Source organism: Streptomyces sp. NPDC002004, assembly GCF_053593975.1.
Map to the genome: position 1 here is coordinate 1 of NZ_JBSFDP010000029.1, position 15,329 is coordinate 15,329.

The window sequence follows — 15,329 nt, forward strand, 5'->3', positions numbered from 1 at the left end:
GGCGCGCAGGCGCTCGATGTCGGCCGGGGTGCGGCCCAGGGCCGTCAGGATCCGTTCGGTGTGCTCTCCGGCGGCCGGGCCCGGTCCTCGTCACGGGCCTCCCACCGCACCCCGGGGTGTCCTCAGCCGGCGCCCCTCGCCCGCCGGGCCACGAACTTGCCCAGTTCCCACACGAGCAGCAGCGCGACGGCGGAGAGCAACACCCAGCCGAACTGCCGCATACCGATCTCGGTGGTGCCGAGGATGCGCCGGAACCCGTCCATCTGGGTCACCAGCACCGCGAGCACGAACTGCGCCAGCGCCACCCAGTTCATCTGCCTGCTGTCGAACGTGGCCGTCGTCAGCACCGAATCCGTCTCGCTGCGGCACTCGAACGCGGCGACGATCAGACAGAGCGCGAAGGCGGTGAACGCCATGGAACTGCCCGTCTCGACGCTGCCGTACAGCGACTCGCCCAGTTTGATCAGTCCGAGCAGCACGACGGTGATCGCCAGACCGCTCAGCCCCACCGTGACCATCACGGACCGGGTCAGTACCGACTCCCCACGGGGGCGCGGCCTGCGCCGCATGAGTCCGGGGCTCTCCTGGTCGAAGCCGAGCGCGAAGCCGAACGACGCGTTGACGACGAAGTGGATCCACAGCACCTGCGGCGGGGTGAAGGGTTCTCCGGCCGCGATGTTGAAGAGGGTCGCGCCGAGGAACGTCAGCACGAAGGTGACGAGCAGCAGAAGCACGAACCGTATGTACTTGGTGAGGTTGTCGTAGATCTTCCGGCCCTGTTCCACCGCGTAGACGATCGTGGCGAAGTTGTCGTCGGACAGGATCATGCGCCCGGCGTTCTTCGCCACGTCCGTGCCGCTGCCCATGGCGATGCCGATGTCGGCCGCCTTGATGGCCGGTGCGTCGTTGACGCCGTCGCCGGTCATCGCCACGACGTCGCCCTTCTTCTTGAGCGTCGCGGCCAGGAGCACCTTGTGCTCCGGTGCGACGCGCCCGACCACGCCGATGTCGTCGATACGGGCGAGTTGCTCGTCCTCGGACATGGCGGCGAACTCCGCGCCGAGCAGGGCCTCACCGGGGATTCCCAGCTGCCGGGCGATCGCGGCCCCGGTCGTGACGTCGTCCCCGGTCACCATGCGGACACGGATGTGCGCCTCCTGTGCGCTCGCCACGGCGGCCCTGGACTCCTCGCGCGGCGGATCGACCATGCCGACCAGACTCGTCATGCACAGCCCGGTGACCAGGGCGAGCAGGTCGCCGTCCGGGTCGAAGACCGACGGTTCCAGATCCCGCGTGGCCGCGGCCATCACCCGGCGCCCCTCACCGCCCATCCGCGCGATCTGCTGTTCCGCGCGCCGGTTCAGCTCCGCGTCCCACGGGATGCTCCCGCCGGCCGAGAGCGCGGTGGCGGCCCGCGCCATCACCGCCGGAGCGGCGCCCTTGACGAAGCACCGGACGACCGGCCGCCCCGAGTCGTCGACGGCCGGGTGGAAGGTCGCCATCAGCTTGTACGCCGGGTCGAACGGCAGTGTGGCGAGCCGGGGGAACCGCTCCCGGGTGCCGTCGATGTCCAGTCCGGCCTTGTGGCCGAGGACGAGCAGCGCGCCCTCGGTGGGATCGCCCACCACGGTGCCGTCCGCCAGCTGTGCGTCGTTGGCGACCAGGTACGGAAGGATCGCGTCCTCGATGCCGGGGGACGAGCCCGCCGCATGGTGGACCCTGCCCTCCAGGGCGTAGCCCGTACCCGAGACGGTGTACCGGTCGGCGGGGCCGACCACCTCGACGACGGTCATCTGGTTCTTCGTCAGGGTCCCCGTCTTGTCGGAGTTGATGCCGGAGGTGAACGCCAGGGTCTCGACCGACGGCAGCTCCTTCACGATGGCGTTGCGCCGGGCCAGATTGACGCTGCCGACCGAGAGGATCGCCTGGGTGACCGTCGGCAGGGCCTCCGGGATGGCGGCGATGGCGAGGGAGACCGCGCTGACGAACAGCACGTCCCAGGCCTGGCCGCGGGTGCGCCCGAGGGCGAACATCACGACCATGGTCAGACCCGCCGCGGTGATGATCCACAGCGTCAGGGCGTTGAGCTCCTTGGTGAGCGGGGGCTCCTCCTTCTCGGTGGCCGACAACATCCCGGAGATCCTGCCCAGTTCCGTGCCCGCCCCCGTCGCGGTGACGACGAGAACGCCGCTGCCGTGCGTGACGGGGGTGTTCATGAACGCCATGTTGCTCTGGTCGCCGGGGCCGAGCCCACGGCCGGACAGCGCTCCGGTGTCCTTCGCCGCAGGGACGCTCTCGCCGGTGAGCGCCGACTCGTCGATCTGCAGGGCGCTTGCCTCGACGATCCGTCCGTCCGCCGGGACCTGGTCGCCCGCGGCGACGAGCACGACGTCGCCCACGACGAGCTCCTCCGCCGGTATCTCCGACTCGGCTCCGTCCCGCCGCACCCGTGCCGTGGCCTTCAGCATCGACTTGAGCGCGTTCATGGCGCTCTCGGCCTTGCCCTCCTGGCGCAGGCCGACGACCGCGTTCAGCAGGGTCAGCAGGAGGAGCAGGATCGCGGTGCTCCACTGCCGGATGCCGAAGGAGACGCCCGCGGCGGCCAGCAGGACGATCTGCATGTAGCTGCGGTACTGGTCGAGGAACCGCCGCCAGGCCGGGCGCGGCTCCTCCTCGGGCAGCGCGTTGGGGCCGTTGGCGGCCAGGAGCTCGGCCGCCCTCGCCGTACGGAGCCCGACGGCGGGGTCCACGGCGAGGGCCGCCGCCACGTCCTGCGGGGAGCGCGCGTACCAGTGCGCCGACGCGACGGATGGCTGCCCCGGAGGATTCGGCTGCACTGCCATGGTCGGTCTCCGATCCGGATCGGTTCCGCTGCGGACCGCCGCGCGCAAGAGCGCCCGGCCCGTCCACCGGGGCACGGCGGGACGAGCCCTCGCACCGCCGGAGTACGGACCCGTCACGTCGCCGGCGGACGAGCCCTCATCCGGCCGCGCGTCCCTTCCCGCCCTTCCCGCCCTTCCCGCCGGACCCGTCGCCGGGCGAGTGGCGGCCCGCGAACGGATCCGGGGGAGCGCCTTCGGGTGCCTCGGCCTCCAGCTCCCGCTTGGCGGTGAGCAGCTCCTCCCGGGTCTCCTCGCTCACCGTGGGGTAGTGGGGGTCGATGTCGATCAGCGTGTGGGCGAGCACCGCCGCCGTGCAGATGCGCGCGAACCACTTGCGGTCCGCGGGGACCACGTACCAGGGCGCCCACTTGGTGCTGGTGGCCGACAGCATCTCGGAGAACGCGCGTTGGTAGTCGTCCCACCGCCTGCGCTCACGGACGTCGGCGGCGGAGAACTTCCAGTTCTTCTCCGGCAGGTCGATCCGCCTCATGAACCGGGTCCGCTGTTCCTCCTTGGAGAGGTTCAGGAAGACCTTCACGACCCTGAATCCGTTGTCGGTCAGGTAGCGCTCCCAGTTGTTGATCTCCCGGTAGCGATGCTCCCAGAAGTCCGCCCTGCGCACCGAGGCGGGCAGACGCTGACGATCGAGCAGCTCCGGGTGCACCCGTACGACGAGGACCTCCTCGTAGTGCGAGCGGTTGAAGATCGCGATGTCCCCGCGTGCCGGGAGCCTGCGGGCATAGCGCCACAGGTAGTCGTGGTCGAGCTCCTCGGCGGAGGGCACCTTGAAGCTGCTGACCTTCACACCCTGAGGGTTCACCCCGCTCATCACATGACGGATCGTGCCGTCCTTGCCCCCGGCGTCGAGCGCCTGGAGGCAGAGCAGCACCCCGTACGTGTCCTGGGCGGCCAGGCGTTGCTGGTACTCGGAGAGCAGTGCCACGCCGCTGCGCAGCACGTCGGCGCCTCTGCTCTTCTTGAGGTGGGCCTTGTAGCGGGGGTCGTAGTCCTCCGCGAGGTTCACCTTCGATCCCGGCTTCACGCGCAGTGGTTCCACGAGCCGCGCGATGTGTTCGGCCCTGGTGTCCGCCATACCCGACCAGCCCTTCTCCCGGGTCACGGCGAGCGGCGCGCACTCCCGCGCGCCCGCCGCGGTTCACGAGGGGGCAGGCGACGGCCGCCGTACGAGAACCGACGGCGGCGCTGTCCTGCTCCCGCGGCACGTCCCGCGCCCCAAGGACCGGTCCGGGCCACCGGCCGCGCGCCGACTGCGCCGCTGCCGCGGACTGTCACCGCCCACGGCCCGCACGTCCCGGGGGCCCGGGGCAGCCGGTCGTCCGACAGCGGGTTCGCCACGCCCATTCTCCGGCCGACCGGTCAAGATCGCCCCCCGGTCGGCCCGCAGCCCCAGCGCCCGCGCCCGTGCCGACTCGCCCGCCCCAGCGCCCGCGCCCGTGCCGACTTGCCCGCGCCCGTGGCGGCTCGCCCGCGCCGTGCCGCGCCCGCGCCGCCCTCGGCGTTGCGGGCAACGGGCCCCGGCGACGGCGGACCGCGCAGGGCGTCCGTCCCGCATCTGCCGGTGCTCCGGCAGGAGTCATGGCGCCCCCGCCGTCAGCCGAACAGTTCGCGCACCCGGATGGTCCGCACGGCCCGGCCCCGGTGCACGGTGCCGGGCTGCGCCGCCGGGGGCCTCAGGGGCAGGGCGCGCGGAGGCAGCTGACCGCCCGGCCGGTCGTCGTCCGATTCCGGACGCCTCTTCGACGGTTCCGTCCCCGTGTGCGTGCGTTCGGTCATGCTCGCCGTCCTGTCCGGCGCTCCCGCCTCCTCGCGGAGGTCCGGCGGCGCGCCCCGGAATGTGTACCCCTCAGGGGACGGGACTCGTACGCTCGTCGTGCCGCGGTTCGCGTCCCGGGGTCATGCTGAGCGGCGTCACCGGCTGTTCGCCGATGTCCCGCGGGGCGAGAGCCGGAGGATGCCGTACGAACGCGGCCACGACATCGGACGCCGTCAGCAGTCCGACCAGCCGGCCGCTCTCCCCGAGCACGGGAACGGCGTCGCACTCGTTGTCCGTCATGGTGGCCGCGGCCTTGCGGACGCTCATGTCGACCCTGACGGCCGCGGTCCGCCGGCCGGACAGCAGGGTGTGCACGTCCTGCGTCGAGAGCACGGCGGCCGGCGCACAACAGGCGACCGCGACGTCCGACCTGGTCAACAGGCCCGAACAGCGACCGTCCGGCAGCACGACGGGAAGATGCGACACACCGGTTCTCTCCAGCAGCTCCCACGCCACCAGGACGGTCTCCTCTGCGGCGACCGCAGCCACACCGGTCCGCATCACCTCGCCGACGGGCAGCGCCATGACGGCGCGTTCCGTCGCCGGCGGCACACCTCGTGACGGCGCCTGCGTGATCGTCGGTTCCATGGCGGCCTCCCTCGCGCCGCGTCGCGACGCTCTTCCAGGATGGCCCCGTCCGGCACGTCGCGCAGAGGGCCGGTCGGGCACTGCACGGGTCCGTGCGGGCCCGGTCGGCCATCGGACCGCCCCCCGTCCCCCGGTCCCGTCCGCGTGTGCCCCGCCGGGCCGGGGCCGTACGTCCTCGGTGAGGGACCTTCGGCCCCTTAGCCGCCCGGTGACATGCGCTGATCATGAGAAGAAGCGACAGTGGGGAGTCGTCCAGGAGGGAGTCGCCATGACGCAGGACGCCATCGTCAAGCCGGCCCGGCCGCGGGTGGCCCCCGTCCTCACGGACTACGAGCGGGCCCGCGCAGAGTTCAGCTGGTCCGCCGCGCGCGACCGGCTGGCCGGGCTGCCCGGTGGCGGCCTGAACATCGCGTACGAGGCCGTGGACCGCCATGTGGCCGAGGGCTGCGGGAGGCGCGTCGCGCTGCGGTGCGTGCGTGCTGACGGGTCCACCGAGACCGTGTCGTACGCGCGCCTCGCGACGCTGGCGAACCGGTTCGCCCAGGTGCTGGGTTCGCTCGGTGCCGACCGTGGTGACCGGGTGTTCACGCTGCTGGGCCGCTGCCCGGAGCTGTTCGTGGTGGTGCTGGGGGCGCTCAAGCACGCAGGGGTGCTCTGCCCGCTCATCCCCGCCTTCGGGCCGGACCCGGTGGCTCAGCGGATGCGGCTCGGCAACGCCCGCGTCCTGGTCACCACCGAGGAGCTGTACCGGAAGAAGGTCGCCCCGATCAGACCGGGCCTGCCCGAACTCGAACACGTCCTGATCGTCGGTGAACCGCTGCCCGAGGGGACGCTCTCCTACGACGCGCTGATGGCGGACGCCGACGGGGCCTTCACCCAGGCGGCCACCGAGCCCCGCGACACCGCGCTGCTGCACTTCACCAGCGGCACCACGGGCTCACCCAAGGGGGCGGTGCACGTCCACGAGGCCGTCGTCGCGCACCATCTCACCGCGGCGTACGCGCTGGACCTCCACCCGGAGGACGTGTACTGGTGCACCGCCGATCCCGGCTGGGTGACCGGCATGTCGTACGGCATCATCGCCCCGCTCACCCACGGCGTCACGATCGTCGTGGACGAAGGCGACTTCGACGCGAGCCGCTGGTACCGCATCCTCGCCGACGAGCGCGTCTCGGTCTGGTACACGTCCCCCACCGCCCTGCGGATGCTGATGCAGGCCACGGCCCGAGCGGGCCCCGACGGCCTGCCGGGCTCCCACGACCTGTCGGCGCTGCGGTTCATCGCCACCGTCGGCGAGCCGTTGAGCCCCGATGTGGTGCTGTGGGGCCGGGACGTACTGGGACAGCCCGTGCACGACAACTGGTGGCAGACCGAGACCGGGTGCATCGTGATCGCCAATCTCGCGGCCTGTCCGGTCAAGCCCGGATCGATGGGCCGCCCCCTGCCCGGCATGGAGGCGACGGTCCTGGTCCGGGCACCCGACGGCCGGGTCTGGCGCTCGCCGGAAGGGCGCGTCCGTGAGGTCGAGCAGCCGGGCCAGGAGGGCGAGCTGGCCCTGCGGCCGGGCTGGCCGTCGATGTTCCGTGGGTATCTGCACGCCGAGAACCGCTACGAGGCCTGCTTCGTCGACGGCTGGTTCCTGACCGGCGACGTGGTGCGCAGGGACGCCGACGGCTACTACTGGTTCGTGGGGCGCTCGGACGACGTGATCACCTCCGCGGGGCACCTGATCAGCCCGTTCGAGGTGGAGAGCGCCCTGCTGGAGCACCCGCAGGTCGCGGAGGCGGGGGTGATCGGACGTCCCGACCCGACCGTGGGCGCCGTGGTCAAGGCCTATGTCTCCCTGCGCCCGGGTGCCGTCGGGGACGACGCGCTGCGTCGCGAGCTGATCGCCTTCGCCCGCCGCAAGCTCGGCACGGCGCTTGCGCCCGAGGAGATCGCCTTCGACGCGCACCTGCCGCACACCCGGAGCGGAAAGGTGATGCGCCGCCTGTTGCGGGCCCGTGAACTCGGCCTGCCGGAGGGCGACATCTCCACCCTGGACACACCGCATACGCCCAGGTCCCTGCACACCGGGCACACCGACTGACCGCGGAGCGCGCGCCATGAGCACCTGCCGAGGGAAGGCCGCCGGGCTCGAAGGCCGCTGCATGTCCGGCATCGACCCGGCGAGGTGCACGCTGCGGGCGGACCGGCCGCCGCGGGAGGACCGGTGATGGACCACAGCGAGGCGATCGCCGTCGTCAAGGAGGCCCTCACCCGGATCGCCCCCGATGCCGACTTCACCGAGGTGGGTCCGCACGACAGGTTCAGCGACGCGCTGGACCTCGACTCGGTGGACTTCCTCGCTCTGATGGAGATCCTCTCCGCGCGTGCGGGCGTCCGCATCGGGGAGCAGGAGTTCGCGGAGCTGACGACGTTGGCCGACGCCGCCGAGTTCCTGGTCGGACACACGCCGTAGCACCGGCACGGGTCGCGCCCGGCACCGGGCCGGCCGCCGTCCGCCCCGGTCAGGGGGCCGAGGAGCGACGCCGGGTGCCCGGGTGCCGCACCCAGTGCTGGCGCTGCGGCACCGTGGCGCCGCCACCGGCCCGTACGGCCTCGACCACCGCCTGGTGCAGTTCCCGGCTCTCCTGCTCGGAGGGGCACGCCACGGGGCTCCCGGCGAGGGTGAACCACTCGGACGCGCCGCTGTACTGCACCGTGACATCGGCTTCGCTGCCGTCCCAGGTGGTGTGCACGCTCAGGTCGCCGGTCATGATCCCCGCCTCTTCGGTGCGGGCGCCTCCCCGGCCGGCGTAGACCCCCGTTGTCGTCCATGATGCCCAGTGCATGACCATCAGCCTTTCTCCCGCAGACCGGCACCGTCCCTGAGGCTTCCGGATGCCCGCTACTGGACATGGTCCGTCGACCGGGCCCGATCCGCACGGGGCGAACGTCCCCTCCGGCGGGCCGGGAGTCCCCGTCCACCGGAGAGACCGCCGTCCGGGCCGTGCCGCCGGATCCGGTCCCGACGTCCGCAGCCGCACCGGCCACGCCCCGCCGGAACGGCTCCGGCGGCCAACCCGCAGTCGTGGCAGACCGGTTCCGGGTCCGGGCAGGGTGCGGCGCGGACACGGAGTCCGTACTCCGCGGGCGCGGCCCCGGGCAGCCCCGTGTCGGCGCCTGCCGGGCCCCATCTGCACCGCCGCTCCGCCCGGGGGTGTGGGGGCGCCCGACGGGAGCCGCGGAAGCGCATATCCGAAATATCGGTAACCTGGTTACAGAGGACAAGGGGACGGTTCACCGGGAAAGAGCCTGGACGCCCATGGTGTCGGAGTGCTCCTCGGACTGTTCCACAGGGCTCGACCCTGCGCTCCCGTCCTCAGGGGTCATCCGCGCAGCCACGGCCGGCGCACCGCCCGGGCCCCATGAGGCCCGCAGGTGCCCGAGGCGCTGCGACCTTCCGGCCGATGCACACCGGCCTGCGCACGCGGGGCGCAGGGCGCGACGGCACACGGTGCCGCCCCCGCCCGGGCGCCGCCGCCGAGTGGAGCGCGCACACGGGCAGGAGCTTCGACCAGGGAGCGGGAGTACCTCATGGCTAAGGCAGTCGGAATCGACCTCGGGACCACCAACTCGGTGATCGCCGCATGGGAGGGCGGGGAGGCGACGGTCCTGCCCAACTCGGAAGGCAGTCGTACGACCCCGTCGGTCGTCGCGTTCACGGACACCGGCGAGCGGCTCGTGGGCCAGCTCGCCCGCCGCCAGGCGATCCTCAATCCCAAGGGCACCATCTACTCGGCCAAGCGTTTCATCGGCCGCCGCTTCGACGAGATACCCGAAGAGGCCAAGGCCGTCGGCTTCGACGTCGTCCCGGACGAACACGGCAACGCGCGCTTCAAGGTGCGCGACAAGCTCTACGCGCCGGAGGAGATCAGCGCACTCGTCCTGCGCAAGCTCGCCGACGACGCCGCGAAGCAGCTGGGGGAGCGGGTGACGGAGGCGGTCATCACGGTGCCCGCCTACTTCAACGACGCCCAGCGCCAGGCGACCAAGGACGCCGGACGCATCGCGGGCCTGGAAGTCCTGCGCATCATCAACGAGCCGACCGCGGCCGCACTCGCCTACGGCCTGGAGAAGAAGGAACACGAAACGGTTCTCGTGTTCGACCTGGGCGGCGGTACCTTCGACGTCAGCCTGCTCGACGTCGGTGACGGCGTGGTCGAAGTGCGCTCCACCGCGGGTGACAGCCATCTCGGCGGCGACGACTTCGACCGGCGTCTGGTCGACTACCTCGCGGACCGGTTCCAGCAGGAGAACGGAATAGACCTCCGCAAGGACCCGCAGGCGCTGCAACGCCTCTTCGAGGCCGCTGAGAAGGCCAAGACCGAACTGAGCTCCGTGACGCAGACCCAGGTGAGCCTGCCGTTCATCACCGCGGACGCCTCGGGTCCCAAGCATCTGACCGAGACGGTCATGCGCTCCACGTTCGAGCAGATCACCGCTGATCTCGTCGAACGCACCATGGAGCCGGTCAAGCAGGCCATGGCCGATGCGAAGATCAGTGCGAACGACATCGACGAGGTCATCCTGGTGGGCGGCTCCACCCGCATCCCGGCCGTGCAGAACCTCGTCCGCCGGCTCACCGGCGGCAAGGACCCGAACATGAGCGTCAACCCCGACGAGGTCGTCGCGCTGGGCGCCGCGATCCAGGCGGGCGTGCTCAAGGGCGAGGTCAAGGACGTCCTGCTGCTCGACGTCATCCCGCTGTCACTGGGAGTCGAGACCCGTGGCGGCGTCATGACCCGGATCATCGAGCGCAACACCACGATCCCGGTCCGCCGCGCGGAGGTCTTCTCCACCGCGGAGGACAACCAGTCCGCCGTCGACATCGTCGTGCTCCAGGGCGAACGTGAACTGGCGGCCGACAACCGCGTCCTCGGCCGCTTCCAGCTCAAGGACATCCGCCCCGCGCCGCGCGGCGAACCCCAGGTCGAGGTCACCTTCGACGTCGACGCCAACGGCATCCTGAACGTCACCGCACGCGACAAGGACACCGGCGCCGAACAGGGCATCACCATCAGCGAGGGCTCCAACCTCGACCAGGGCGAGGTCGACCGGATGATCCAGGAGGCCGAGCGCCACCGCGGCGAGGACAAGGCGCTGCGCGAGGCCGTGGACGCCCGCAACGAGCTGGACGCCGTGGCCTACCAGGTCGAACGCCGGCTGGACGAGCTGGGCGACGCCGCACCGGCGCACGAGAAGGCGCGGGCCGAGATGCTGGTCACGGACGCCCGGGAGGCCGTGAAGCAGGACGCGCCGCTGGAGCGGGTCAGGCCGCTGATCTCGGACCTCCAGCAGCTCCACGCCTCACTGGCCTCGCACCGTGCGGAGGCGGGTCGGGCCGCACCGGGCGGGCCCGGGGCCGGCGCCGACGCGCACGCCAGGTCGGGAGCCCCCGGAGGGCCCGACGACGATGTGATCGATGCCGAGTTCGACAAGGGCTGATGTGCCGTCATGTCCGGTGTGGAGAAACCGACGACCCCGCAGGACGAGCCGAACGAGTCCCCGCCTCCCGCACTCCCGGTGGTGGACCAGGAGGCCGCCGCGCTCGTCGAGATGGAGGATCGGTGGCGCCGTGCGCTCGCCGACCTCGACAACGTCCGCAAGCGCCATGCGAAGGAGCTGGAGCGGGTGCGCAGCACCGAGCGCGCCCGCACGGCGGCGGCCTTCCTGCCGGTGATCGACAATCTGGAACTCGCCCTGGCCCACGCCGGATCCGACCCGTCCGCCGTCCTGGAAGGCGTCAAGGCCGTCCGCGACCAGGCCGTCGATGTGCTCCGCATGCTCGGCTACCCCCGGTACGAGGACACGGGAGTCCCCTTCGACCCCAGCCGGCACGAGGTCGTCGGCGTGGTCGAGGATCCCGGGGCGGAGCCGAACGCCGTGGTCCAGGTGGTGCGGCCCGGCTACGGCGAGGGCGAGGACCAGCTGCGCCCCGCCTCCGTCATGGTCAGCAAGCGGCAGGAGTGACACTCCATGGCACGGGACTACTACGAGGTGCTCGGGGTGTCGCGCGGCGCGAGCTCCGAGGAGATCCAACAGGCGTTCCGCAAGCTGGCGCGCAAGCACCACCCCGACATCAACAGCAGCCCGGACGCAGAGGAGCGCTTCAAGGAGCTCAACGACGCGTACAGCGTGCTGTCCGACCCCGGGACGCGCCGGCGCTACGACCGTTACGGCGAGAACTTCCGGCAGATCCCGGAGGACTACGACGAGCGGGTGGCCGCCGGTGCGGGTGCCCGTGGCGGCGGTTTCCGGGGATGGCGCAGCGCCGCCCGTGGGGGCGACGACGGCAGTGTCCGCTTCGGGCCGGACTACGGCGAGGGATTCGGGGCCTCCGGCGTCGACTTCGACGACCTGTTCGGCGGCATGTTCGGCCGTGGCTCCGGCAGGGGCCCGATTCCCGGCGCCGACCAGGAGGCCGAGATCGAGCTCGGCGTGCAGGAGGCGTACCACGGAGGCCGGCGCAGCATCACGCTCGCCGGGCCCGAGGGACAGCGCACCTACGAGGTCACCGTCCCCCGCGGGGTGACCGACGGCCAGCGCATCCGGCTGGCCGGACAGGGCGGTCGGGGCAGCGGTGACGCCCCGGCCGGTGACCTGTACCTGCGGGTGAAGATCAAACCCGACCTGCGGTTCCGCCTGGAGGGGCGGAACATCCATGTCGTGCTTCCGGTGACGCCCTGGGAGGCGGCGCTCGGAGCCACGGTGCCGGTGGCCACCCCCGGTGGCACCGCCAAGGTCACCGTGCCGGGTGGCTCCTCCAGCGGCCGGCGGCTGCGGCTGCGCGGTGAGGGCATGCCCAACCCCCGCGGCCCCGACGGGGACCTGTATGCCGAGATCCGCATCATGGTGCCGCCCCAGCTCGGCGACCGGGAGCGCGAGCTGTTCGAGAAGCTCTCCGCCGCTTCCTCCTTCGACCCGCGGAGGCCAGGATGACCACCGACCCACGGCCCGCCGACGGCCCGGCGCCCCGGGGCCGCAGCGCTGCACCGAAGGCGCCCCAGCACGCCCTGAACATCGTCGTGCGCAGCCACTCCCTCGCGCCGGTGCGCGGGCTCGGCCTGGACGCCGTCGCCCGTCGCTCCGGCCTGCACCCCGACCTCGTGCGGCGGCTCGTCGCCCTCGGCCTGGTCGAGGCGACCCGCGACAGCCACGGCCGGCTGCGGTTCGAGCCGAGCGCACCCGCAACCCTCGCCCGTATCCAGCGACTACGGGCCGGACTCTCCCTCAACTACGCCTCCATCGGTGTGGTGCTCGACCTGCTCGACCGGATCAGCGAACTCGAGACCGCCCTGCGGAAGGCGAACGCCGGCTCCAGGAGTGATGAATCGTGGATATGAACCGGCTCACCCAGAAGTCGCAGGAGGCCGTGCAGGAAGCCCAGACCATCGCCGGCCGGCTGCACCACACCGAGGTCGACGGCGAGCATCTGCTGCTCGCCCTCCTCGACCAGCCGGACGGACTCGTCCCGCGACTGTTCGGCCAAGCGGGCGCCGACACCGGGGCGCTGCGTTCCGAGCTGTCGGCCGAGCTGGCGCGCAGGCCGAGGGCGACCGGTCCCGGCGCCGCACCGGGGCAGGTGTACGTCACCCAGCGGCTGGCGAGGCTGCTGGACACGGCCGAGCAGGAGGCCAAGCGGCTCAAGGACGAGTACGTCTCCGTCGAGCACCTCGTCCTCGCCCTGGCAGACGAGGGATCGAGGACCGCATCGGGGCGCGTGCTCAAGGAACACGGAATCACCCGGGAGGCGTTCCTCTCCGCGCTGACCGGGATCCGCGGGCACCAGCGCGTCACGTCGGCGACGCCCGAAGCCGCGTACGAGGCACTGGAGAAGTACGGCCGCGACCTGGTCGCCGAGGCGCGCAGCGGCAGGATGGACCCGGTGATCGGCAGGGACGCGGAGATCCGCCGCGTCATCCAGATCCTGAGCCGCAAGACGAAGAACAACCCGGTCCTGATCGGTGATCCGGGCGTCGGCAAGACCGCCATCGTCGAAGGCCTGGCCCAACGGATCGTCCGGGGCGACGTCCCCGACGGGCTGCGCGACAAGACGATCTTCGGCCTCGACCTGAGCCTGCTGGTGGCGGGCGCCAAGTACCGGGGTGAGTTCGAGGAGCGGCTGCAGGCCGTGCTGAGCGAGGTCAAGGGCGCCGAGGGGCGCATCCTGCTCTTCGTCGACGAGCTGCACACCGTGGTCGGTGCGGGCGGCGCCGAGGGCGCGATGGACGCCGGCAACATGCTCAAGCCGATGCTGGCACGCGGCGAGCTCCATATGATCGGCGCCACCACGCTGGAGGAGTACCGCAAGTACGTGGAGTCCGACGCCGCCCTCGAACGCCGCTTCCAGCAGGTCATGGTGGACGAGCCGAGCGTGGAGGACACCGTGTCCATTCTCCGCGGCCTGCGGGAACGCCTGGAGGTCTACCACGGTGTGAAGATCCAGGACACCGCCCTGGTCGCGGCGGCGACGCTCAGCCACCGCTACATCTCCGACCGGTACCTGCCGGACAAGGCCATCGACCTCGTCGACGAGGCATGCGCACGGCTGCGGACCGAGATCGACTCGATGCCCGCCGAACTCGACGAGACGACCCGCCGGGTGACCCGCCTGGAGATCGAGGAGGCGGCGCTCGCGAAGGAGACCGACCCCGCGAGCCTGCAGCGTCTGGAGGAACTGCGCAGGGAACTGGCCGACCTGCGCACCGAGGCCGATGCCATGAACGCCCAGTGGGAGGCCGAACGCCAGGCCATCCGGCGGGTGCAGGAACTGCGCCAGGAGCTGGAACAGGTCCGGCAGGAGGCCGAGGAGGCCGAACGCAGCTACGACCTCAACCGGGCCGCCGAACTGCGCTACGGCAGGCTCACCGAGCTCGAACGCCGTCTGGAGGCGCAGGAGGAGGCGCTGACCGCCAAGCAGGGCGACAACCGGCTGCTGCGCGAGGTGGTGACGGAGGAGGAGATCGCCGAGATCGTCGCCGCGTGGACGGGCATCCCCGTCGCCCGCCTGCAGGAGGGGGAGCGGGAGAAACTCCTGCGCCTGGACGAGATCCTCACGGAGCGGGTGATCGGCCAGGACGAGGCGGTCGGGCTCGTCACCGACGCCATCATCCGGGCCCGCTCCGGCATCCGCGACCCGCGCCGGCCCATCGGCTCGTTCATCTTCCTCGGCCCCACCGGCGTCGGCAAGACCGAGCTGGCCAAGGCGCTCGCCTCCGCGCTCTTCGACAGCGAGGAGAACATCATCCGCCTCGACATGAGCGAGTACCAGGAGCGGCACACCGTGAGCAGGCTGGTCGGAGCGCCTCCCGGGTACGTCGGCTACGAGGAGGGCGGCCAGCTCACCGAGGCGGTGCGCCGCAAGCCGTACTCCGTGGTCCTCTTCGACGAGATCGAGAAGGCCCACCCCGATGTCTTCAACACGCTGCTGCAGGTGCTGGACGACGGCCGTATCACCGATGCCCAGGGCCGTACCGTCGACTTCCGCAACACCGTCATCATCATGACCTCCAACATCGGCTCCACCTATCTGCTCGACGGCGTGAGCGCCGACGGTGAGATCGAGCCCGAGGCGCGGTCCCTGGTGATGAACGACCTGCAGAGCCACTTCCGCCCCGAGTTCCTGAACCGGGTCGACGACGTGGTCCTGTTCAGGCCGCTGGGCATCCAGCAGATCGAACGCATCGTCGACCTCCAGTTCGACGACCTGCGTCGGCGGCTCGGCGAACGCCGTATCACCGTCGAGCTCACCGACGACGCCCGCGAGCTGATCGCCCAGCACGGCTTCGACCCCGTGTACGGGGCCCGGCCGCTGCGCCGTTACATCTCGCACGAGGTCGAGACCCTCGTCGGCCGGGCCCTGATCCGCGGCGACGTGCAGGACGGCGCGACGATCCGGGTCGGCGCCCGCAACGGTGAACTGGTCGTGACCTACGACGACGCGACCCGGCCGGACGTCTCCCCGCAGGCCGCGTGAGTCC

The 15,329-nt window shown here is 71.6% G+C and carries 12 protein-coding genes; 7 read left to right on the forward strand and 5 right to left on the reverse strand.

Translation table 11 applies throughout. From position 1 onward, the window contains the following. Positions 1-122: 122 nt before the first annotated feature. From ACWCP6_RS29310 to ACWCP6_RS29325, 4 genes are all read right to left on the reverse strand, one after another. Positions 123-2,843 (reverse strand): cation-translocating P-type ATPase, encoded by a 2,721-nt coding sequence (locus tag ACWCP6_RS29310; protein ID WP_450935583.1) that lies wholly within the window; start codon positions 2,841-2,843, stop codon positions 123-125. Positions 2,844-2,979: 136 nt separating this feature from the next. Next, on the reverse strand, positions 2,980-3,975 hold the full coding sequence (locus tag ACWCP6_RS29315; protein WP_450935584.1) for a polyphosphate kinase 2 family protein: 996 nt from the start codon (positions 3,973-3,975) through the stop codon (positions 2,980-2,982). A 518-nt stretch (positions 3,976-4,493) separates the two neighbouring features. Beyond that, on the reverse strand, positions 4,494-4,676 hold the full coding sequence (locus ACWCP6_RS29320; RefSeq protein ID WP_450935585.1) for a hypothetical protein: 183 nt from the start codon (positions 4,674-4,676) through the stop codon (positions 4,494-4,496). A 70-nt stretch (positions 4,677-4,746) separates the two neighbouring features. After that, positions 4,747-5,304 carry a CBS domain-containing protein gene (locus ACWCP6_RS29325; protein WP_450935586.1) on the reverse strand — a complete coding sequence of 186 codons (558 nt, stop codon included), beginning with the start codon at positions 5,302-5,304 and terminating at the stop codon, positions 4,747-4,749. A 268-nt stretch (positions 5,305-5,572) separates the two neighbouring features. Here ACWCP6_RS29325 and acsA point away from each other — a divergent pair, with 268 nt between their 5' ends. Together acsA and ACWCP6_RS29335 are read left to right on the forward strand one after the other, a co-directional pair. Further along, the gene (gene acsA, locus ACWCP6_RS29330) at positions 5,573-7,393 is read left to right on the forward strand and encodes an acetate--CoA ligase (protein WP_450935587.1); all 1,821 of its coding nucleotides are present in this window, start codon (positions 5,573-5,575) and stop codon (positions 7,391-7,393) included. Between the two features lie 126 nt (positions 7,394-7,519). After that, positions 7,520-7,765: an acyl carrier protein gene (locus ACWCP6_RS29335; protein ID WP_450935588.1), complete on the forward strand. Its 246-nt coding sequence runs from the start codon at positions 7,520-7,522 to the stop codon at positions 7,763-7,765. 49 nt (positions 7,766-7,814) lie between these two features. Here ACWCP6_RS29335 and ACWCP6_RS29340 read toward each other — a convergent pair whose 3' ends face one another. Beyond that, entirely contained in the window at positions 7,815-8,138 is a 324-nt protein-coding gene (locus tag ACWCP6_RS29340; protein WP_450935589.1) for a hypothetical protein, read from the reverse strand. 745 nt (positions 8,139-8,883) lie between these two features. On the opposite strand from ACWCP6_RS29340, the gene dnaK reads away from it, so the two are divergent. Genes dnaK through clpB form a run of 5 tightly spaced genes read left to right on the forward strand, consistent with a single transcriptional unit; the run spans position 8,884 to position 15,325 of the window. After that, complete coding sequence (dnaK, locus tag ACWCP6_RS29345; protein ID WP_450935590.1) at positions 8,884-10,794, forward strand: molecular chaperone DnaK; 1,911 nt, start codon at positions 8,884-8,886, stop codon at positions 10,792-10,794. Positions 10,795-10,803: 9 nt separating this feature from the next. Then, positions 10,804-11,319: a nucleotide exchange factor GrpE gene (locus ACWCP6_RS29350; protein ID WP_450935591.1), complete on the forward strand. Its 516-nt coding sequence runs from the start codon at positions 10,804-10,806 to the stop codon at positions 11,317-11,319. Positions 11,320-11,325: 6 nt separating this feature from the next. Then, entirely contained in the window at positions 11,326-12,288 is a 963-nt protein-coding gene (locus ACWCP6_RS29355; protein ID WP_450935592.1) for a DnaJ C-terminal domain-containing protein, read from the forward strand. After that, entirely contained in the window at positions 12,285-12,692 is a 408-nt protein-coding gene (locus ACWCP6_RS29360) for a chaperone modulator CbpM (protein ID WP_450935593.1), read from the forward strand. Before ACWCP6_RS29355 ends, ACWCP6_RS29360 begins: the two co-directional genes overlap by 4 nt. Then, on the forward strand, positions 12,683-15,325 hold the full coding sequence (clpB, locus tag ACWCP6_RS29365) for an ATP-dependent chaperone ClpB (protein ID WP_450935594.1): 2,643 nt from the start codon (positions 12,683-12,685) through the stop codon (positions 15,323-15,325). The genes ACWCP6_RS29360 and clpB overlap by 10 nt, the downstream gene beginning before the upstream one ends. Positions 15,326-15,329: the final 4 nt, after the last annotated feature.

Excerpts from the sequence above, each read along its gene's own strand:
- ACWCP6_RS29355 (WP_450935592.1), top strand. The coding sequence starts at position 11,326 with ATGGCACGGGACTACTACGAGGTGCTCGGGGTGTCGCGCGGCGCGAGC.
- ACWCP6_RS29350 (WP_450935591.1), top strand. The coding sequence starts at position 10,804 with ATGTCCGGTGTGGAGAAACCGACGACCCCGCAGGACGAGCCGAACGAG.
- acsA (WP_450935587.1), top strand. The coding sequence starts at position 5,573 with ATGACGCAGGACGCCATCGTCAAGCCGGCCCGGCCGCGGGTGGCCCCC.
- dnaK (WP_450935590.1), top strand. The coding sequence starts at position 8,884 with ATGGCTAAGGCAGTCGGAATCGACCTCGGGACCACCAACTCGGTGATC.
- ACWCP6_RS29320 (WP_450935585.1), bottom strand. The coding sequence starts at position 4,676 with ATGACCGAACGCACGCACACGGGGACGGAACCGTCGAAGAGGCGTCCG.
- ACWCP6_RS29340 (WP_450935589.1), bottom strand. The coding sequence starts at position 8,138 with ATGCACTGGGCATCATGGACGACAACGGGGGTCTACGCCGGCCGGGGA.
- ACWCP6_RS29310 (WP_450935583.1), bottom strand. The coding sequence starts at position 2,843 with ATGGCAGTGCAGCCGAATCCTCCGGGGCAGCCATCCGTCGCGTCGGCG.
- ACWCP6_RS29315 (WP_450935584.1), bottom strand. The coding sequence starts at position 3,975 with ATGGCGGACACCAGGGCCGAACACATCGCGCGGCTCGTGGAACCACTG.
- ACWCP6_RS29360 (WP_450935593.1), top strand. The coding sequence starts at position 12,285 with ATGACCACCGACCCACGGCCCGCCGACGGCCCGGCGCCCCGGGGCCGC.
- ACWCP6_RS29335 (WP_450935588.1), top strand. The coding sequence starts at position 7,520 with ATGGACCACAGCGAGGCGATCGCCGTCGTCAAGGAGGCCCTCACCCGG.
- ACWCP6_RS29325 (WP_450935586.1), bottom strand. The coding sequence starts at position 5,304 with ATGGAACCGACGATCACGCAGGCGCCGTCACGAGGTGTGCCGCCGGCG.